The organism is Asticcacaulis sp. AC402 (genome assembly GCF_000495835.1).
GTDB lineage: Bacteria > Pseudomonadota > Alphaproteobacteria > Caulobacterales > Caulobacteraceae > Asticcacaulis.
In genome coordinates this window covers 44875-62760 of sequence record NZ_AWGC01000019.1, presented here as the reverse complement: position 1 = coordinate 62760, position 17886 = coordinate 44875, and the positions used below count along the sequence as shown (strand labels likewise).

20 protein-coding genes are annotated in these 17886 nt (G+C 60.3%); 19 read left to right on the top strand and 1 reads right to left on the bottom strand.

The features are described 5' to 3' along the window. Window positions 1-367: 367 nt before the first annotated feature. From ABAC402_RS32245 to ABAC402_RS32185, 13 genes are all read left to right on the top strand, one after another. Complete coding sequence (locus ABAC402_RS32245) at window positions 368-814, top strand: hypothetical protein (protein ID WP_023449941.1); 447 nt, start codon at window positions 368-370, stop codon at window positions 812-814. Window positions 815-985: 171 nt separating this feature from the next. Further along, complete coding sequence (gene mdh, locus ABAC402_RS32240; RefSeq protein WP_023449940.1) at window positions 986-1948, top strand: malate dehydrogenase; 963 nt, start codon at window positions 986-988, stop codon at window positions 1946-1948. Between the two features lie 293 nt (window positions 1949-2241). Continuing rightward, window positions 2242-2562: a hypothetical protein gene (locus tag ABAC402_RS32235; protein ID WP_023449939.1), complete on the top strand. Its 321-nt coding sequence runs from the start codon at window positions 2242-2244 to the stop codon at window positions 2560-2562. Window positions 2563-2567: 5 nt separating this feature from the next. After that, window positions 2568-3215, top strand: a complete 648-nt coding sequence (locus ABAC402_RS32230; RefSeq protein ID WP_023449938.1) for a GNAT family N-acetyltransferase — start codon at window positions 2568-2570, stop codon at window positions 3213-3215. 239 nt (window positions 3216-3454) lie between these two features. Further along, window positions 3455-3859 (top strand): iron chaperone, encoded by a 405-nt coding sequence (locus tag ABAC402_RS32225; protein ID WP_023449937.1) that lies wholly within the window; start codon window positions 3455-3457, stop codon window positions 3857-3859. Between the two features lie 7 nt (window positions 3860-3866). Further along, on the top strand, window positions 3867-4205 hold the full coding sequence (locus ABAC402_RS32220; RefSeq protein WP_023449936.1) for a helix-turn-helix transcriptional regulator: 339 nt from the start codon (window positions 3867-3869) through the stop codon (window positions 4203-4205). Window positions 4206-4318: 113 nt separating this feature from the next. Continuing rightward, on the top strand, window positions 4319-4774 hold the full coding sequence (locus tag ABAC402_RS32215) for an SRPBCC domain-containing protein (RefSeq protein ID WP_023449935.1): 456 nt from the start codon (window positions 4319-4321) through the stop codon (window positions 4772-4774). Next, the gene (locus ABAC402_RS32210) at window positions 4767-5285 is read left to right on the top strand and encodes an SRPBCC domain-containing protein (protein WP_023449934.1); all 519 of its coding nucleotides are present in this window, start codon (window positions 4767-4769) and stop codon (window positions 5283-5285) included. The genes ABAC402_RS32215 and ABAC402_RS32210 overlap by 8 nt, the downstream gene beginning before the upstream one ends. A gap of 2 nt (window positions 5286-5287) precedes the next feature. Further along, entirely contained in the window at window positions 5288-5854 is a 567-nt protein-coding gene (locus tag ABAC402_RS32205) for an SRPBCC family protein (protein ID WP_023449933.1), read from the top strand. Window positions 5855-5925: 71 nt separating this feature from the next. Then, window positions 5926-6396 (top strand): SRPBCC family protein, encoded by a 471-nt coding sequence (locus tag ABAC402_RS32200; protein ID WP_023449932.1) that lies wholly within the window; start codon window positions 5926-5928, stop codon window positions 6394-6396. Window positions 6397-6399: 3 nt separating this feature from the next. Then, window positions 6400-6816 (top strand): VOC family protein, encoded by a 417-nt coding sequence (locus tag ABAC402_RS32195; protein ID WP_023449931.1) that lies wholly within the window; start codon window positions 6400-6402, stop codon window positions 6814-6816. 36 nt (window positions 6817-6852) lie between these two features. Continuing rightward, the gene (locus ABAC402_RS32190) at window positions 6853-7383 is read left to right on the top strand and encodes an SRPBCC domain-containing protein (RefSeq protein WP_023449930.1); all 531 of its coding nucleotides are present in this window, start codon (window positions 6853-6855) and stop codon (window positions 7381-7383) included. Between the two features lie 71 nt (window positions 7384-7454). Beyond that, window positions 7455-8036, top strand: a complete 582-nt coding sequence (locus tag ABAC402_RS32185; RefSeq protein ID WP_155847397.1) for a hypothetical protein — start codon at window positions 7455-7457, stop codon at window positions 8034-8036. A 319-nt stretch (window positions 8037-8355) separates the two neighbouring features. On the opposite strand, the gene ABAC402_RS32180 is transcribed toward ABAC402_RS32185, so the two are convergent. Further along, entirely contained in the window at window positions 8356-9102 is a 747-nt protein-coding gene (locus ABAC402_RS32180; RefSeq protein WP_023449928.1) for a LytTR family DNA-binding domain-containing protein, read from the bottom strand. Window positions 9103-9228: 126 nt separating this feature from the next. On the opposite strand from ABAC402_RS32180, the gene ABAC402_RS32175 reads away from it, so the two are divergent. The 6 genes from ABAC402_RS32175 to ABAC402_RS32150 all read left to right on the top strand — a co-directional run bounded on the left by ABAC402_RS32175 (window position 9229) and on the right by ABAC402_RS32150 (window position 17800). After that, window positions 9229-9657 carry a DUF2306 domain-containing protein gene (locus tag ABAC402_RS32175; RefSeq protein ID WP_023449927.1) on the top strand — a complete coding sequence of 143 codons (429 nt, stop codon included), beginning with the start codon at window positions 9229-9231 and terminating at the stop codon, window positions 9655-9657. A 273-nt stretch (window positions 9658-9930) separates the two neighbouring features. After that, on the top strand, window positions 9931-11136 hold the full coding sequence (sucC, locus tag ABAC402_RS32170; RefSeq protein ID WP_023449926.1) for an ADP-forming succinate--CoA ligase subunit beta: 1206 nt from the start codon (window positions 9931-9933) through the stop codon (window positions 11134-11136). Window positions 11137-11141: 5 nt separating this feature from the next. After that, window positions 11142-12029, top strand: coding sequence for a succinate--CoA ligase subunit alpha (gene sucD / locus ABAC402_RS32165; protein ID WP_023449925.1), 888 nt, complete (start codon window positions 11142-11144; stop codon window positions 12027-12029). A gap of 461 nt (window positions 12030-12490) precedes the next feature. Beyond that, window positions 12491-15457, top strand: coding sequence for a 2-oxoglutarate dehydrogenase E1 component (locus ABAC402_RS32160; protein ID WP_023449924.1), 2967 nt, complete (start codon window positions 12491-12493; stop codon window positions 15455-15457). A 134-nt stretch (window positions 15458-15591) separates the two neighbouring features. Next, window positions 15592-16809 carry a 2-oxoglutarate dehydrogenase complex dihydrolipoyllysine-residue succinyltransferase gene (gene odhB, locus ABAC402_RS32155; protein WP_023449923.1) on the top strand — a complete coding sequence of 406 codons (1218 nt, stop codon included), beginning with the start codon at window positions 15592-15594 and terminating at the stop codon, window positions 16807-16809. A gap of 115 nt (window positions 16810-16924) precedes the next feature. After that, window positions 16925-17800, top strand: coding sequence for a hypothetical protein (locus ABAC402_RS32150; protein ID WP_031235676.1), 876 nt, complete (start codon window positions 16925-16927; stop codon window positions 17798-17800). Window positions 17801-17886: the final 86 nt, after the last annotated feature.

Below are 17886 nucleotides of genomic sequence, written 5' to 3'. Positions count from 1 at the left end.
TATCCTCTACGCTCGGCGATAAGAAATCACCGCGACAAAGCCTTATAGCATCATAGCATTGCGGGTCTTTTAGACCCTGAGACCGTAGTGTCAACAAACCATTGCGTCGCAAAAGGGATTTTGGCCCCGTCTGTGACATAAGGTAGCGATCACACAGCGGTGACTGCAAGACTCAACGAAGACCCAGATTGAATCCTAATTTCGCCAAATTCCAGTTGTTCCCTTATCCGGTGAAAGAATTCTTAAGACCCTGATGTTGAGGTCATAGTGTCATGGGTAGCGGCGGTGCCGTGACACCTTTAATATTCGGTCGAACCTGCCAATTGAACCTGTTCTGCGAGTACCCGAAGTGTTGTTTGTTTATCTCATGTCCGCCGCGCTGATTGCGCAGGAGCCCGTCACAGTCAACGACTATCGCCGTGACTACGAACCCCCGCGCAGCGAGTCTGAAGCGCGCTACGACTCACGTCTCCAGGAGGCGTCCATCGGCCGTATCGGGCAGATGGAAGGCGCCTGGCAAGTGGCCACCCTTGACGGCAAAAAGCTGATTAGCCTTGAGCTGCGTCAGGCCGACGGCCAGATCGAAGGCGCCTGGCGTTCGTCAAGCGGCGGCTATGGCCTGAATGGATCGGGGTTCGTTTCTGACGCCACTTTGATCGGCCGCGACTTGGAAATGAACTATTTCGTTGGCCAGGCCAAATCGCCGATTATTCTGCATCTGCGTCAGGAGTCGAACGGTGTGTGGCGCGGAACCTCAATGAATGTCGCGGGCGAAAAAACGCCGGTGGTGCTGACCAGGGCTAGTGGTAGTTAAGGTTTTGACGGATTAACGTTTCTTACCTCTCCCCGCAGGCGGGGAGAGGTAAGTTCTGCCAAATCCCTTTTCCCTTTTCATTCGCATCCGCAGCAAGGACTTGCGCCAAAGGCCTTTAGGGATTAGACGCTCCCATAAAATTCTGGCGCAATAGTTTAAAGGGGAGTTCCCATGGCGCGTGCGAAGATTGCTTTAATCGGTGCGGGTATGATCGGTGGGACGCTGGCCCACATTTGCGCCCGTGAGGAACTGGGCGACGTCGTCCTGTTCGACATCATGGAAGGTGCCCCCCAGGGCAAGGCGCTTGACCTCGCTGAGGCCACCGCCGTGTTCGGCTCGGACGTTTCGCTGAAGGGCGCCAACGACTATTCCGCTATCGCCGATGCCGATGTCTGCATCGTCACGGCCGGCGTACCGCGCAAGCCGGGCATGAGCCGCGACGACCTGCTGGGCATCAATCTGAAAGTTATGAAGGCCGTGGGTGAGGGCATCAAGACCTACGCCCCCAATGCCTTCGTCATCTGCATCACCAACCCGCTGGATGCCATGGTGTGGGCGTTGCGCGAGTTTTCGAGCCTGCCGCATAAGAAGGTCATTGGTATGGCTGGCGTGCTCGACTCAGCGCGGTTTGCCTACTTCCTGGCCGAAAAGACCGGCGTTTCGGTCGAGGATATCCACGCCTGGACCCTGGGCGGTCACGGTGACGACATGGTGCCGATGGTTCGTCACTCGACCATCGCCGGCCTGCCACTGCCCGAAGCTGTGGCCCAGGGCTGGATGACCCAGGACGAACTGGACGGCATCGTCAAGCGGACCCGCGGCGGTGGCGGCGAAATCGTCGCTCTGCTGAAGACCGGTTCCGCTTTTTATGCGCCGGCGGAATCGGCCATTGCCATGGCCACCTCGTACCTGAAGGACAAGAAGCGCGTGCTGCCATGCGCAGCCTACCTGTCGGGCGAATACGGTTTGCGAGGTCTCTATGTCGGCGTGCCGGTCGTGATCGGCAAGGATGGCGCCGAGCGCATCATCCAGTTCTCGGTTAACGAAGACGAAAAGGCGATGTTTGCCAAGTCGGTCGAGTCGGTCCAGGGCCTGATCGCGGCCTGCAAGACCATCGATCCTTCCCTTGCCTGACGCACTTGATCTTTCTCACATCAAGGCCGCCCTGGAAACAGGGCGGCTTTTTTATTTCCGAACGGGTAGGTTGCGAATGCCGGGCGTGTGCTGTGACCAGGGCGCAATCCGATAAAGTGTGACGCACTTTTTGGAAAAATTGCGCGACAGAACAAAAACTTAGAGCGGGGTGTTGATTCCATCAAAACTCATCCCGCTATAGGCGAACGTCGTGAGGTGGAGCATGTTGCAAAAGGCATGGCCACCTGCATCAAGGTACGCTAAATTCGCGTCAAACACGAAAGGGCTGTGCGATGAAAAAGTTTGTTCTGACCGGACTGGGTGTGGCCGTCCTGGTGCTTCTGGCGTCGTGTGCCGACCGGCCGATGGGCCATGCAGGTGATCCGGCCTTGCTGCGCGGCCTGATTGACGGACTATTGGCGCCACTGGCTTTCATCGCCAGCCTGTTTACCGACGATATCCGCATGTATGCCTTTCCCAACGTCGGACGGTGGTACGATCTTGGCTTCATTCTGGGGCTGAGCGCCTGGGGCGGGGGCGGCAGTCACGCCGTGACTCGCTTCATCTACGTCGACCGAAAAAGCGGCCGCACCATCGAACAGCGTGACGCATAGGTTTCATGATCACATCATCGCCCTTAGGTCCGACCCTGGAAACGCCACGTCTGATCCTGCGTCCACCTGTGGCGGCGGATTTCGACGCCTTTGCCGCCTTCAGCGCTGATCCAGAGGTAACCCGTCATATCGGCGGCGTCTCTTCGCGGCCGATTGCCTGGCGAACCTTTCGCACCCATGCCGGCGGTTGGGCGCTGGATGGTTTTCACATGTTCAGTGTTCTGAACAAGGCAACCGGCGAATGGATGGGCCGGATCGGGCCGTTGTATCCTGATGGCTGGCCGGGCCGCGAGATCGGTTGGGGCCTGAACGCTAAATGGTGGCGAGGCGGATACGCCACCGAGGCGGCCGTGGCTTGTATGGATTTTGTTTGCGACAGCTTGGGCTGGGACGATATCGTCCACACCATCGCGCCGGACAATAGCGGTTCCCAGGGCGTGGCGCGCAAGCTGGGCTCGGTCAATCGCGGACCGGGCAAACTGCCCGATCCGTTCGCCGAACATGCGACTGAAATCTGGGGACAGACCCGGACGCAATGGCAGGAGAATCGCAGACGTTTTGTTTCTGATGGGCCGTGGGGTGGTGTCTTTTCTGCGCCAGGCGGTGATCTCGGGGGAAGAGACGCTTTTTTTTCGTCGGGACGTTCGGGATAGAACAGGTCAGGTCCTCGTTGCGGTGATCAGGTCGCGATTGATAGCGGCCCGGCCCGCCCTGCCCGTTGCCTAAAGGCTCGTCAGGACCAAAGCTGGTAAGAAGCGCACGGCAATTTCCCCCTTGTTTTATGCTGCATTCGACCTTCTGGGCGCGAGTCTCAAATCCGTGTTGACTCATTAGAGACGGCGGGGTATTTAACCGAATAGTTATTTAACTCAAAAGTTAAATAGAGGACGTTGTGGAAACTCAAGCCGCTCCCCAAAGCGCTCACAAGGATGTCGATGCCTACCTGGCCCAGGTGCGACCTGAGTTCGCAGCGGCGCTTCAGAATGTGCGACGGCTGATCCTGTCGGTGGCGCCCGATGCCAAGGAGATGATCAGCTACGGCGTGCCCAACTACAAATGGCACGGGCCTCTTGTGTCATTCGGAGCAGCGACGAAACACTGCGCCTTCTACGGCATGAGCCCTAAGGTTCTGGAGCGGTTCAAGGATGACCTGGCGGGTTTCAGTACCTCGCCCGGCACCATCCGGTTTACGCCGGACACACCGATCCCGGAGGCGGTTCTGGCGTCGATCATCGAAGCCCGCATGGCTGAAAACCTTGAGACTGAGGCGGCCCGCGCCGCCAAAAAGAAAAAGTAGACCGCGTATGTCTGAAGACCCATTGAGCCTGACCCTGAACGCCCTGGCCGACCCGACGCGCCGGGCGATCCTGGCGCGGCTCAGCCTAGGCGAAACAACGGTCAACGAACTGGCCGAGCCGTTCGAGATGAGCCTGCCGGCCGTATCCAAGCACCTGAAGGTGCTCGAAAAGGCCGGGCTGATCTCGCGTTCACGCACCAGGCAGTGGCGGCCGTGCAAGCTGGAAGCCGGGCCGCTGAAACAGGTCGATGCCTGGCTGGGTGAGTACCGCACGATGTGGGAGCAGAGGTTCGATCGCCTCGATGCCTATCTGAAGACGCTGAAGCCAGACGGGGATTTGAACTGAGGCGCTTGCTATGGGGTTGCTGCCAGACAAAGAGCTGTGGGATGCGCGTTTTAACCGCCTGGCGGGTCATGTAAAGAAACTGCGGGCAGACGCCGCTGCAAAGGAGACCGGGAATGGATAGTCCAAATAGTGACACGGGCTTTACGGTGATCAATACCCGCTACCTGGCCTTTGCGCCGGAGCAGGTCTTCGGCGCGTTTGCCGATCCTGCACAGCTGTTGGTGTGGTGGGGCCCGCACGGCTTTACCAATGTGGTTGATGAATTCGACTTCCGGCCCGGCGGCGTCTTTCGTATCACCATGACCAACGAAACCGGCCGGACCTTCGAAAACGCCAAGCAGTTCCTCGACATCGAACAACCGCGGCGCGTCGTCTTGCGCCACTACCAGCCGATGCACGACTTCACGATGACCATGCTGTTCGACGCCGACGGCGACGGCACCGAACTGACCTGGCGCATGGATTTCGTGCCCGGATCCGACAGCGCCATAGCCGAGTTTCTGCAAGCTGCTAACGAACAGAACTTCGACCGCCTTGAAGCCTTTCTCAACGGAGATACCCATGACTGAAGCTCCTGCACATGAAGACGAAGTCTTCAAGATGCGCCGCACCTTCGACGCCTCGCCCGACCTGATGTGGGCGATGTGGACGCAGAAGGATCACCTGGAGCAATGGTTCGGCCCGGCCGGCATGACCCTGGTCGTCAAGTCCCATGACCTGACTCCGGGCGGGGTCTTCATCTACGGCATGGAGGTCGCCGGCATGGTGATGTGGGGCAAGTGGGTATTCCGCGAGATTCAGCCGACCTCGCGCCTCAGCTACGTCCTGTCCTTCTGCAACGAAGCGGGGCAGCCGGTGCGCCACCCGATGGCGCCGACCTGGCCGCTGCAGATGCTCTGCGAACAGACCTTTTCGCCGGCTGAGGACGGCAAGACCCTTTTCGAAAGCCGGTCGTGGCCGATCCATGCCACGGTGGAAGAACGCGCCGTTTTCAAGGTGGGCCATGCCAGCATGACGGCCGGCTTCGGCGGCACCTTCGCCAAGCTGGAGACCTACCTGAAAAACGTACAGGGAGGCTGATCGTGGGAATCATCCTTCTCATCCTGGTCAGCTCGGCCATCGCAGCTGTGCTGATCGTCGCGGCGACGAAACCCAACATATCGCGTATCCAGCGCTCGGCCACCATCGCCGCCGCGCCGCAGACAATCCTTGACCATGTCGGGGACTTCCGCAAATGGCGCGCCTGGTCGCCGTGGGAGGCCCTTGATCCAGAACTCAACCGCGCCCACAGCGGTCCGGACTGCGGGGTCGGCGCCGTCTATGAGTGGCGTGGTAACGGCAAGGCCGGCGCCGGCCGGATGGAGATCATCGAGCAGACAGAGTCGAAGATCACCCTCAAGCTCGACTTCATCAAGCCGTTCCCGGCCAACAATATTGCCGAATTCCTGCTTCAACCCGAGGAGGAGGGTCAGGTCCTGACCTGGATCATGACGGGTCCCCAGCCCTTTTTGGCTAAAGTGATGGGCACGCTGTTCAACATGGACGACCTGGTCGGCAAGGATTTCGAAGCCGGCCTGAAAAACCTCAAAACCCTGTCCGAATCGCCCGAGGCTGCGGCCGGAGCCGATAAAGAAGGACTCGCTTCATGACCGGTTTATGGTTCGCTATGGCAGCCCTCGCCCAGGCGGTCCTGCCCCTCAAACCGCAAGGCTAGACTCGCTTGACCTATTCGACTCACCACCACACGTTCGCCATCGAGCGCGAGGTGAAGGCTCCGCCCTCGCTTGCCTTCTTCGCCTGGGCCGATGCCAAGGCCAAGGCCCAGTGGTTTGTCGGCCCGGCCGGCTGGACCATGCTCGATCGCCAGTTCGACTTTCGTCCGGGCGGCATGGAACGCGCCCACGGCCGCTTTCCGGACGGCAAGGAGAGCGATTTTCAGTGCCGTTATCACGACATCGTGCCCGACAGCCGCATCATCTACGCCTTCGACATGTATGTGAACGGCAAGAAGATTTCCGTGTCCCTGGCCAGTGTCGAGTTCATCCCGGTCGAGACGCGGACCCTGATCAAGTTCACCGAGCAGATCGTTCATCTCGACGGCTATCCGACGCCGGAAGACCGTGAAATGGGCAGCCGTTACATGCTCGAGATGGCCGCCACCTATATCGAATCCGAGGCGACCAAGGCTTAGATCATGACCGTCCGGATTACCCCTCACCTGGCCTTCAACGGCACCTGCCGCGACGCCTTCGCCTTCTATGCCGAGGTCTTGGGCGGCGAGATCACCCTCATGATGACCCACGGCGAATCGCCAATGACGGATCAGTTTCCACCGGAATGGGCCGATGCCGTCCTGCACGCCACGCTGACCTTGGACCGGGGCGAAATCTCCGGCGCTGACGCCCCGCCGGAAATCTACGCCAAACCGGCCGGCACGACCGTCACGCTGACGTTCGACGATCGCGATGAGGCCGAGCGGGTGTTTACGGCCCTGGCAAAGGGCGGCAGCATCTACCTGGATTTCGCTGAAACCTTCTGGTCGAAGGGCTTCGGCATGTGCACCGATCGCTACGATCAGCACTGGATGATCAATACGGTAGGAGAGATGTGATGACCTGCTCAGCCAAGGCCTGTCTGGACAAGACCTATGTTTGACACCGAACTGACAACCGAAGCAAACGACCTTATCCTGGTCCGCGACTTCGCCGCCCCGCGCGCCCTGGTATATCAGGCCTGGACCGACCCGCAGATGCTGGCCGCCTGGTGGGGGCCGGAAGGCCTGACCACGACGGTCGATGTCGATGTCCGGCCGGGCGGTAGCTTAAGCCTTATCATGCACGCCCCCGATGGCAGCGACTATCCGGTAATGGGCGAATTCGGCGAGGTCATCGATAACGAAGTGCTGGTCATGATCATGCAGGTCGAACGCCACCCGCCGGCGTGGCACGCCATGATCCGCGGCAAGTATGTCGAACTTGGCGGCGAGGAAGCCGCCTATGTCGGCGGCCCCATCCCGACGCGGATCACGTTTGAAGACTGCGATGCCGGCACCCGCGTCACCGTGCGTCAGACCTTCCCGCAGGCTCTGGTGCGCGACGCACACGTGGCGTTGGGCAATCCGGTCGGCTGGCGCAGCAGCTTCACCAAGCTGGACGTCGTGCTCGCGAAGGTAGTGTGATCACAAAGGCGGTTGCCGAAAAAAGCCGATGCGGCTACACCTGAACCTCTCATTCTTCGTCCGGGGGTTGGATGAAACGGTTGGTTTGCTTAGCGGCAATGGTGTGCCTGACCGCCTGTTCGGCGGAAGGTCCGATAACAGCATGGCGGTTGAACGCGTTTATTGCAAAGCCGACCGAGGTGACTTTTCGGGCGGCGTTGAAGTCGACGCGGACCTGCCTGAAACCCGGCTGCCGCGAGGGCGAAAACCTGACCGCAGCGATGATCGACGGCCTTACCGAACGGATGCGTGAGGGAAACCTGCTGGCGGTGCGTCTGGCGATGGCCTCCAACTATCTCATTGGCGATAGCGCCGGCGCCCGTGGGACCCTGGCCCACAGCTTTGGGCCGGTCATCAAGGGCCAGCCGGAAGCCTTTCTAGACGCGGCCCTGACCGAGGACTGCCATCGGCTGGAGTTCGTGACCACGACGCCTGAGGCGATGCTGGACAATGATGGGGCGCAGTATGACGAACTGGTGGCGCGGCGTGAGGCGTTGATGTCGGTGACGCGGCCGTATCTGCAGGATTTGCGCAATGAGTATGTCGCGGCTCTGGATAAGGCGATCGAGAAGGCTGACCGGGGACGCTTCAAGCCTGTCGTGGCTTTGGAATAGCGTTTTTTGACCACAAACCACACGAACCTTAGGTCAATCGTAACGGTGGGCATGTCGGACAGGCAGTTAAGATTTGCCACGAAAAGCACGAAAATTGGAAAAACACGAAAATTTTGAGCACGTTTGACACTGCCGCGAAGCGGCCTTTTCTTGCGTTTATGTCGCTTCGCGGCAGGGCAAAAACAGCATGAATTTTTTGTGCTTTTCGAGATTTTGGCGTTTATCGTGACAAAAACCTTACATACGGAGTCGTGCAACAGAGCTGTCAAGCACGTCCTGAAGTTCGTGGTGTTCGTATCGGTTCGTGGCCAAATTCTCCCTAAAGCCAGCCGTCGTTTTTCAGCGCTTTCACATAGCTGCGGCTAACCGGCGCGGTTGCGCCGTTTTTCAGGACCAGGCTAACCTTGCCGTCGCTGCGCCGGACATCGCCAACCGCCTCCTTAGCCACCCACCACGACCGGTGGATCTGCGAGCCCTCGATGCCATCCAACTCGCGGATGGCATCGTACAGCCGCATCAGGATCAGGGTTTCGCCGGCCGAAGTGTGAACGCGTAGGTAATGATCCTCTGCTGACAGGGCCAGGATAGCGGCATGGCGGTACTTGAACCCCAACCGCTCGCGGAAAGCCTCGCCCGGTTCGGCCATACGCGCCTCAGGAAAGGCATGGCTCTGGGCCGGCGTGCGGTTGACCTGGGTATGCAGGAAGGCCATCACGACCGAGATCATCAGAACCGGCAGGGCATAATACTGCAGGTCTTCGACCCGCGGCATCCGCCGTTCGAACGCGGCAGTAATCAGCCACACCACCAGAGTAATGGCCGGGGTAATGCCGGCGATCATCACTGCCATTTCCTGCCAGGCGTTCAGCCGCGTCGCGCGGTCAACCAGCAGACCGATGGTTTGCGCCGTAACCGTGCCGGCGACCATGACCGACAACCAGTAGGCAAAACGCAGCAGCAAGGGCAACTGATGGGTGCCATTGGCGCCAACAAAGGTCAAAAAGGCGGCCATGCCCACGGCGACCAACTGGGTACGGACCCAGGGTTGGCGCCACAGGGCCGCCATTGGCGAAGCGTGAACGGCGCCAGGTGGCGTTTGGCGAAGGGAAGGAGGCTGATCGCGCATCGGGCCAGACTGGAAAGACAGGATGTGGGGTTATGAGCCATCCTATCGCAAAAAGGAAGCCGCCTCATGGACATCCTCGCCGACTTCGCCAACCCCCACGCGCCCAATTTCGACCTGTTGTGGCGCCAGCCCCTGGTCATCCAGATCCACATGCTGGCCGCCGTGGCTTCGTTTGCTGTTGCCACCTGGCAGTTCATCGGACCCAAAGGCACTGTGCCGCACCGGCTGCTTGGCTGGATGTGGGTGATCTTCATGACGACTGTAGCGGTGTCGAGTTTTTTCATCCGCGAGATCAACAAGGGGGGCTTGAGCTTTATCCACATCCTGTCAGTCTTGACCCTATACGGACTGGTCATGCTGGTCTGGCATGCGCGCCGCCGCAACATCAAGGGGCACGCCGGTCAGGCGCGTGGTCTGTACATCGGGGCCCTGATTGTAGCCGGTCTGTTCACCTTCATGCCGGGCCGGTTGATATGGCACATGTTTTTTGGTTGACAGCGTTGTCTTGGTTTAGACGCAAACGTTAGCGCTAACATCGCTTGTGGAATAGGGACTCGCGCGTCGATAAAATTAGCCACACGGGCCAAATTTCTGTGACTGAGCGGTTGCACAATCCGGTCCGGCTCTTTATAACGCGCCCGATCGATGGACGAGCAACGGCGTTCGCCCTGATGTCGCTAAGCACAACATCAGAGCCCTCACGCTCAATTTGTCATGAATTGGACGCGCCGGCTCTGCCGTTCATTCACATTTGTCAAGACCGGTTCCATGAACATTCACGAGCATCAAGCCAAGGCCGTCCTCAAGGCGTTCGGCGTCGCCGTTCCGCGCGGCTTCCCTGCCTTTTCACCGCAGGAGGCCGAAAAGGCCGCCAAGACCCTGGCCAAGGAGGCTGGCTCCAAGGTGTTTGTGGTCAAGTCGCAGATCCACGCCGGTGGCCGCGGCAAGGGCCGTTTCGAAGGCCTGGGGCCTGACGCCAAGGGCGGGGTCCGTGTCGTCAGGACGCCGGAAGAGGTCAAGAGGAATGCCGATGAAATGCTGGGCCGCGTCCTGGTGACCATCCAGACCGGCCCCGCCGGTAAGCAGGTCAACCGCCTCTATATCGAAGAAGGCGCCGACATTGCCAAGGAGCTGTACCTGTCGCTGTTGGTCGACCGGGTATCGTCCAAGGTTTCGGTGGTTGCCTCGACCGAGGGCGGGATGAGCATCGAAGACGTCGCTCACGACACGCCGGAAAAAATCCACACATTTACCATCGACCCGGCTACGGGTGTATGGCCAACTCACCATCGTGCCCTGGCTCAGGCTCTCGGCCTGAAGGGCGATGTCGCCAAGCAGGGCGCAAAGCTGCTGAACCAGCTCTATGCCGCCTTCACGGCCAAGGACATGGACATGCTGGAAATCAACCCGCTGATCATCACGGGTTCGAATGAGCTTCTGGTCCTCGACGCCAAGTGCTCGTTCGATAGCAACGCCTTGTTCCGCCATCCGGACATGGTCGAGCTTCGCGACGTCACAGAAGAGGACGAGAAGGAAATCGAAGCCTCGAAGTATGACCTCAGCTACATCGCCCTCGATGGCGAAATCGGCTGCATGGTCAACGGCGCCGGCCTGGCCATGGCGACGCTGGACATCATCAAGCTGTACGGTTCGGAGCCCGCCAACTTCCTCGATGTCGGCGGTGGTGCCACGACCGAAAAGGTCACCGCGGCCTTCAAAATCATTACTTCGGACCCGAAGGTGAAGGGCATCCTGGTCAACATCTTCGGCGGCATCATGAAGTGCGACATCATCGCCCAGGGCGTGATCGTCGCCGTCAAGGAAGTCGGCCTCAAGGTTCCGCTGGTTGTGCGCCTGGAAGGCACCAATGTCGAACTCGGCAAGAAGATTCTCAATGAAAGCGGCCTGAACGTCATTGCCGCCGACGACCTGGCCGATGCCGCGGCCAAGATCGTCAAGGCTGTGAAGGGTTAAGTTTTATGTCCGTTCTCGTTACCTCCGAAACCAAGGTTATCTGCCAGGGCATCACCGGCTCACAGGGCACCTTCCACACTGAACAGGCCATCGCCTACGGCACCAAGATGGTCGGCGGCGTCACCCCCGGCAAGGGCGGTCAGACCCATATCGGTCTGCCGGTCTATGACACGGTAGCCGAAGCGCGTGACCGTACCGGCGCTACCGCCACGGCCATCTACGTCCCGCCCCCCTTCGCCGCCGACTCGATCCTCGAAGCGATCGAAGCCGAGATGGAATTGATCGTCTGCATCACCGAAGGCATTCCGGTGCTGGACATGGTCAAGGTCAAGAAGGCGCTGCAGGGTTCCAGGTCGCGCCTGATCGGGCCGAACTGTCCCGGCGTCCTGACGCCGAACCAATGCAAGATCGGTATTATGCCCGGAAATATCTTTAGCCCGGGCAGCGTCGGTGTGGTATCACGTTCGGGCACGCTCACCTATGAAGCGGTGTTCCAGACGACCAATGCCGGCCTTGGTCAGACGACGGCCGTGGGCATCGGCGGCGACCCCGTCAAGGGCACCGAATTCATCGATGTGCTGGAGATGTTCCTGGCCGATGACGCTACCAAGTCGATCATCATGATCGGCGAAATTGGCGGCCAGGCGGAAGAAGACGCGGCGCAGTTCCTGCGCGACGAAGCCAAGAAGGGCCGTATCAAGCCCATGGCGGGCTTCATTGCGGGCCGCACGGCGCCTCCGGGCCGTCGTATGGGCCATGCCGGCGCCATCATCTCCGGTGGCAAGGGCGGGGCCGAGGACAAGATCGCGGCGATGGAAGCCGCGGGCATCCGCGTCGCGCCGTCGCCGGCAGCGCTCGGTGAGACCCTGCTGAACGTCCTGAAGGGACTGTAGGCGGGAACAGGGTTCGCCCGGGTGGGGTTTCCAGGTGAAATCCAGCCCAAGAACCCAGAAGACTGTATCGGCAAAAGTATCGTGAGAAGTCTCGCGGTGCTTGAGCGAACTAACCCCTCCGCGGCCTCTGTTGCCGCGGCAAGGGCGACTGCCCGCCCGAGCTTATGCGAGGTAGCCCTCGCGGTGCTTGAGCGACTAACCCCTCCGCGGCCTCTAATGCCGCGGCAAGGGCGACTGCCCGCCCGAGCTTATGCGAGGTAGCCCTCGCGGCGCTTGAGCGAACTAACCCCTCCGCGGCCTCTATTGCCGCGGCAAGGGCGACTGCCCGCCCGAGCTTATGCGAGGTAGCCCTCGCGGCGCTTGAGCGACTAACCAACCAGAGTGTCGTTGTTGGCTCTGGTCACGATTTATAAATGGAAAGGCAGACGGTGTCGTAATTGGCCGTCTGAGCGGTACATAAAATGGCGGATGATTCCGGCCGGTTGAACCAGGTCTTCGCGGAGACCTCCTTCCTCTATGGCGCCAATGCGGTGTTCATCGAGATGATGCAGGAGAAGTGGGCGCAAGACCCCACCTCCGTGCCCCCCGAGTGGCGGGCCTTCTTCGACTCCCTCATGGACAAGCCCGAGACGGTCAAGGCCAATGCCGAGGCTGGTGGCTGGGCCAATCCCGGACCGTCACCGCGCGACGATAACATCTCGGCGATGGACGGGTTCTGGCCAGCGGTGCAGGCCAAGGTCGAAAAGGGCATTGCCCAGAAGGCGGAAGCCTCCGGTACGCCGGCGACGCAGGCCGAACTCCAGGCAGCATCGCGCGACTCGATCCGCGCCCTGATGCTGATCCGCGCCTTCCGTATCCGCGGTCACTTGCAGGCCAACCTCGACCCGCTGGGCATCGAACAGCCCGGCCAGAACCCTGAACTAACTCCGGAATACTGGGGTTTCGGACCCGGCGACATGGAGCGTCCTATCTTCATCGACGGCGTTCTGGGTCTCGAAACCGCCACACTGCGTGAAATTCTTCAGATCGTGCGCCGTACCTATTGCGGCAATATCGGCGTCCAGTACATGCACATCGCCGACCCGGCCGAAAAGGCCTGGGTCCAGGAGCGCATCGAAGGCCGCGACAAGGAAATCACCTTCACCAGGGAAGGCAAGATCGCCATCCTGAAGAAGCTGATCGAGACCGAGGGTTTCGAGCGCTTCTGCCACCGCCGTTTCCCTGGCACCAAGCGTTTCGGCCTGGACGGCGGCGAGGCCATGATCCCGGCTCTGGAACAGATCATCAAGCGGGGCGGCGCCCTGGGCGTCAAGGACATCATCTTCGGCATGGCCCACCGCGGCCGTCTCAATACCCTGGCCGGGGTGATGGGCAAGCCCTACCGCGCCATCTTCCATGAGTTCCAGGGCGGTTCGACCCTGCCGTCGGACATCGAAGGTTCGTCGGACGTCAAGTATCATATGGGCGCTTCGTCGGATCGCGCCTTCGACGGCAATAATGTCCACCTGTCCCTGACTGCCAACCCGTCGCACCTGGAAATCGTCAACCCGGTCGTGCTCGGCAAGACGCGCGCCAAACAGGCCCAGCACAACAAGACCAAGAGTGACGGCAATCCCGACCGCAGCATGGCTGTCGGCCTGCTGATACATGGCGATGCAGCCTTTGCCGGCCAGGGCGTCGCCATGGAATGCTTCACCCTGATGGGTCTGAAAGGCTACAAGACCGGCGGCACCATCCACTTCATTATCAACAATCAGATCGGCTTCACGACCAGCCCGCGCTTCTCGCGCTCGTCGCCCTATCCGTCCGATCCGGCCCTGATGGCGGCGGCGCCGATCCTGCACTGCAACGGCGACGATCCGGAAGCCGTGGTGTTCGCGGCCAAGATGGCGACAGAGTTCCGTCAGAAGTTCGCCAAGGATGTCGTCGTTGACATGTTCTGCTATCGCCGCTTCGGTCACAACGAAGGCGATGACCCGACCTTCACCCAGCCGATCATGTACGCCAAGATCAAGGACCATCCGTCGACGCGGGACCTTTACGCCCAACGTCTGATCAAGGAAGGTACCTGCACCCAGGTCGAATACGATCAGTGGTTGAAAGACTTTGACTCCTTCATGGACGAAGAGTTTGACGCCGGTAAAGTCTATCGTGCCACCAAGGCCGACTGGCTGGATGGCAAGTGGCAAGGTCTGGGTCTGCCGGAAGAGGACGAGCGCCGCGGTATCACCGCCGTGCCGCGCGCCAAGCTGGTCGAACTGGGTACCCGCATCACCACCATCCCCAACGACCTCGACGTCCATCGCACGCTGAAGCGTGTCATAGATGCGCGCCAGCAGATGATCACCAGCGGCGAAAACCTGGACTGGTCCACGGCCGAGTCCCTGGCCTTCTCCTCGCTGCTCGACGAAGGTTTCCCGGTCCGCTTGTCGGGTCAGGACTCAATCCGTGGCACCTTCTCGCAACGTCATTCGGCCTTTGTCGACCAGACGACCGAGGAACGATACTTCCCCTTCAATCACCTGCGTGACGGTCAGGCCCTGTACGAAGGCATCGACTCGGCTCTGTCAGAAGAGGCCGTGCTGGGTTTTGAATACGGCTACTCGCTGGCCGATCCAAACACGCTCACCCTGTGGGAAGGCCAGTTCGGCGACTTCGTCAACGGCGCCCAGGTCATTATCGACCAGTTCATCAGTTCCGGTGAACGCAAGTGGCTGCGCATGTCGGGTCTGGTCATGCTGCTGCCGCACGGCTACGAGGGTCAGGGTCCGGAGCACTCCTCAGCCCGCCTTGAACGCTTTCTGCAGATGTGCGCTGAGGACAATATGCAGGTCGCCAACTGCACGACACCGTCCAACTACTTCCACATCCTGCGCCGCCAGATCCACCGGCCCTTCCGCAAACCGCTGATCCTGATGACGCCCAAGTCGTTGCTGCGCCACAAGAAGGCGGTCTCGCAACTGAGCGAGATCAGCGAGGGTTCGTCCTTCCACCGCGTGCTGCATGACGATGCCGAACGCAGGCCCGACGTTGCCGGCCTCAAGCTGGTGCCCGACGACAAGATCCGTCGCGTCGTACTGTGTTCGGGCAAGGTCTATTACGACCTGCTGGAAGATCGCGAAAAGAAGCAGATCAAGGACATCTACCTGCTGCGCCTGGAGCAGTTCTATCCGTGGCCGATGAAGTCGCTCATGACCGAGCTGGGCCGCTTCCCTAACGCCGAACTGGTATGGTGTCAGGAAGAGCCGAAGAATATGGGCGGCTGGGCCTTTGTCGATCCGTGGCTGGAACTGACGCTCGACCGCCTGAAGATCAAGGCCAAGCGGGCACGCTACGTCGGCCGTCCGGCCTCGGCTTCGACGGCCGCCGGCCAGATGAGCCGCCACCTCAAAGAGCTCGAGACATTCTTGAACGAAGCGTTCGCTTAACCTGTTTCCCCAATACCCCGCTCCCGACCCCGCGACGCGGTAATCCACCAACGGCGCTCAAGCAGCGAAGCGATAGCGCAAACAAAAGCGCTCAAGCCGCGAAGCGATAGCGCAAAGAAAATGGAGCCTTAGACATGGCTGATATCCTTACTCCCGTCCTTGGGGAATCCGTTGCCGAAGCGACTGTTGGCCGCTGGACCAGGAAGTCCGGCGACACTGTGAAAAAAGATGAGGTCCTGGTCGAACTCGAAACCGATAAGGTTGCCCTGGAAGTCGCCTCGCCGGCTGACGGCGTGTTGACCATCCTGGTGGCCGAAGGCGAAACCGTCACGCCAGGCACTGTGCTCGGCTCGGTCGGCGCCGCTGGTGCTGCCGCTGCGCCCCAACCGGCCGTGGCCGCAGCCCAACCCGCACCGGCTGCCGCGGCTCCCGCTCCTGCTGCCGCCGCTGCCCCCGCTTCGGGTGACAAGCCGCTGTCGCCGGCCGTCACCCGCATCGTCGCCGAGACCGGCCTTGACCCGAACAAGGTCGATGGCACCGGCAAGGACGGCCGTATCACCAAGGGCGACGCGCTGGCGGCCCTGTCCGGCGGGACTGGTACGCAGGTCGCCGCTTCCCCGGTGACCCCGACGGCAGCGCCGCGCACTCTGGGCGCCCGCGAAGAACGCGTTAAGATGACGCGCCTGCGTCAAACCATCGCCCGTCGCCTCAAAGAATCGCAGAATGTCGCAGCGCAGCTCACGACGTTCAACGAGGTCGACATGTCGACCATCATGAACCTGCGCAACGCCTACAAGGACGCCTTTGAAAAGCGTCACGGCGTCAAGCTCGGTTTCATGTCCTTCTTCGCCAAGGCAGTGGTCGCGGCGCTGAAGGACATTCCGGCCGTCAATGCCGAGATCGATGGCACGGACATCATCTACAAGAACCACTACGATCTGGGCGTCGCCGTTGGCACCGAAAAGGGTTTGGTCGTGCCGGTTCTGCGCGATGTCGACACGCTCTCCCTGGCCGGCATTGAAAAAGGCATCTCTGCCCTGGGCAAGCAGGCCCGTGACGGCACCCTGTCGCTGGACCAACTCCAGGGCGGCACGTTCACCATCACCAATGGCGGCATCTACGGTTCGCTGATGTCGACGCCAATCCTGAACATGCCGCAGGTCGGCATCCTGGGGATGCACGCCATCAAGGATCGCCCCATGGTCGTCAACGGCCAGGTCGTTGTCCGCCCGATGATGTACCTGGCTCTGTCCTACGATCACCGCATCGTCGACGGCAAAGAGGCCGTGACCTTCCTTGTCCGCGTCAAGGAAGGCCTGGAAGACCCGCAGCGCTTCGTGCTCGACGTTTAACCTACGGTATTTTCGACACATACGGCCCGCAGGTTTGCCTGCGGGCCGTTTTGTTATGGCGATTATCCCCGTGATGAATTAGGCTATTCGAAATAGATAATTCCAGGGGTTAAATGTGAAAGTCTCAGGTCTCGCCGCATGGGCGTTGGTGGCGGTGGTTGCCGCCGGCGGATCGGCTGTGGCCGCGCCACGCAAAAAAGAGCTGAACAGCAAATCCGTCTATAGCCAGGCGGATGCCGTCAAGGGGCAGGCCCATGTAACCGCGGCCATGACGTTGCCGATGCTCGACCTGCTGCTAAAGGCCGATGTTCAGCACCCGGAATATATGTTGCAATACGGCCTGGCGCTGGACCTCGGCCGCCCGTCGGTGTCGCGGCAACTCTCCCAGGGCGAAAAGGAACGCCTGAAGAAGGGTTATCGCGAGTTGCTGGATATCTATCTGACGTCGAAGGACAAGTTCGATATCGAATTCGATGAAGACGCCATGCTCGATGAGTCCGAATTCTGGATCTACCTGGCCAAGCACGTCGGCCGCAAGAAGGACACGCAGCAACTGAATTCCGCCCTCGGCATGGGCGGCGACCCGGCGGCGGGTACAATGGGTTTCTTTGTGCCGCAAAGCTTCGGCGATGATGACGACAGGTTGAACCTGAATCAGGATCTGGTACTTAAACCGGGTCTGGTCAATGCCGCTACGACCTGCGCCCAATCTGCCTATGCCTTTGCGCGCATGGGTAAGGCGCAGAAGGTCGATATTTCGGCAACCAAGCTAACATCGGATCAGTTCGCCAAGGTCCAGGAAACCGCGGTACGGGTTTATCAGACGAGCTACAAGCAGGGCGTTCTGGCCTGCGGCAGCAAAGACTTTTTCGTCAAGACAGTCGCTTTCTCCGAACAGAACCTGGGCGTACTGGGCGCGATGAAGGAAAACCCCGCCGCCATCCTGGCCACGATCAGCGATCCAACTGAAGACGAGATCAAGCCGGAGTAGTTACTGCTTGGTCTTGACGCCTCAACTCGTTCCAAAAATGTGGCGACTACTTTTTAGCATGAAGCTGTTTTTGACGCCCTGTCCGG

Bases quoted from the DNA above. Each gene is read 5' to 3' on its own strand.
- ABAC402_RS32245 (WP_023449941.1), top strand. From the start codon at position 368: ATGTCCGCCGCGCTGATTGCGCAGGAGCCCGTCACAGTCAACGACTAT.
- mdh (WP_023449940.1), top strand. From the start codon at position 986: ATGGCGCGTGCGAAGATTGCTTTAATCGGTGCGGGTATGATCGGTGGG.
- ABAC402_RS32235 (WP_023449939.1), top strand. From the start codon at position 2,242: ATGAAAAAGTTTGTTCTGACCGGACTGGGTGTGGCCGTCCTGGTGCTT.
- ABAC402_RS32230 (WP_023449938.1), top strand. From the start codon at position 2,568: ATGATCACATCATCGCCCTTAGGTCCGACCCTGGAAACGCCACGTCTG.
- ABAC402_RS32220 (WP_023449936.1), top strand. From the start codon at position 3,867: ATGTCTGAAGACCCATTGAGCCTGACCCTGAACGCCCTGGCCGACCCG.
- ABAC402_RS32215 (WP_023449935.1), top strand. From the start codon at position 4,319: ATGGATAGTCCAAATAGTGACACGGGCTTTACGGTGATCAATACCCGC.
- ABAC402_RS32210 (WP_023449934.1), top strand. From the start codon at position 4,767: ATGACTGAAGCTCCTGCACATGAAGACGAAGTCTTCAAGATGCGCCGC.
- ABAC402_RS32195 (WP_023449931.1), top strand. From the start codon at position 6,400: ATGACCGTCCGGATTACCCCTCACCTGGCCTTCAACGGCACCTGCCGC.
- ABAC402_RS32190 (WP_023449930.1), top strand. From the start codon at position 6,853: ATGTTTGACACCGAACTGACAACCGAAGCAAACGACCTTATCCTGGTC.
- ABAC402_RS32185 (WP_155847397.1), top strand. From the start codon at position 7,455: ATGAAACGGTTGGTTTGCTTAGCGGCAATGGTGTGCCTGACCGCCTGT.
- ABAC402_RS32180 (WP_023449928.1), bottom strand. From the start codon at position 9,102: ATGGCGGCCCTGTGGCGCCAACCCTGGGTCCGTACCCAGTTGGTCGCC.
- ABAC402_RS32175 (WP_023449927.1), top strand. From the start codon at position 9,229: ATGGACATCCTCGCCGACTTCGCCAACCCCCACGCGCCCAATTTCGAC.
- sucC (WP_023449926.1), top strand. From the start codon at position 9,931: ATGAACATTCACGAGCATCAAGCCAAGGCCGTCCTCAAGGCGTTCGGC.
- sucD (WP_023449925.1), top strand. From the start codon at position 11,142: ATGTCCGTTCTCGTTACCTCCGAAACCAAGGTTATCTGCCAGGGCATC.
- ABAC402_RS32160 (WP_023449924.1), top strand. From the start codon at position 12,491: ATGGCGGATGATTCCGGCCGGTTGAACCAGGTCTTCGCGGAGACCTCC.
- odhB (WP_023449923.1), top strand. From the start codon at position 15,592: ATGGCTGATATCCTTACTCCCGTCCTTGGGGAATCCGTTGCCGAAGCG.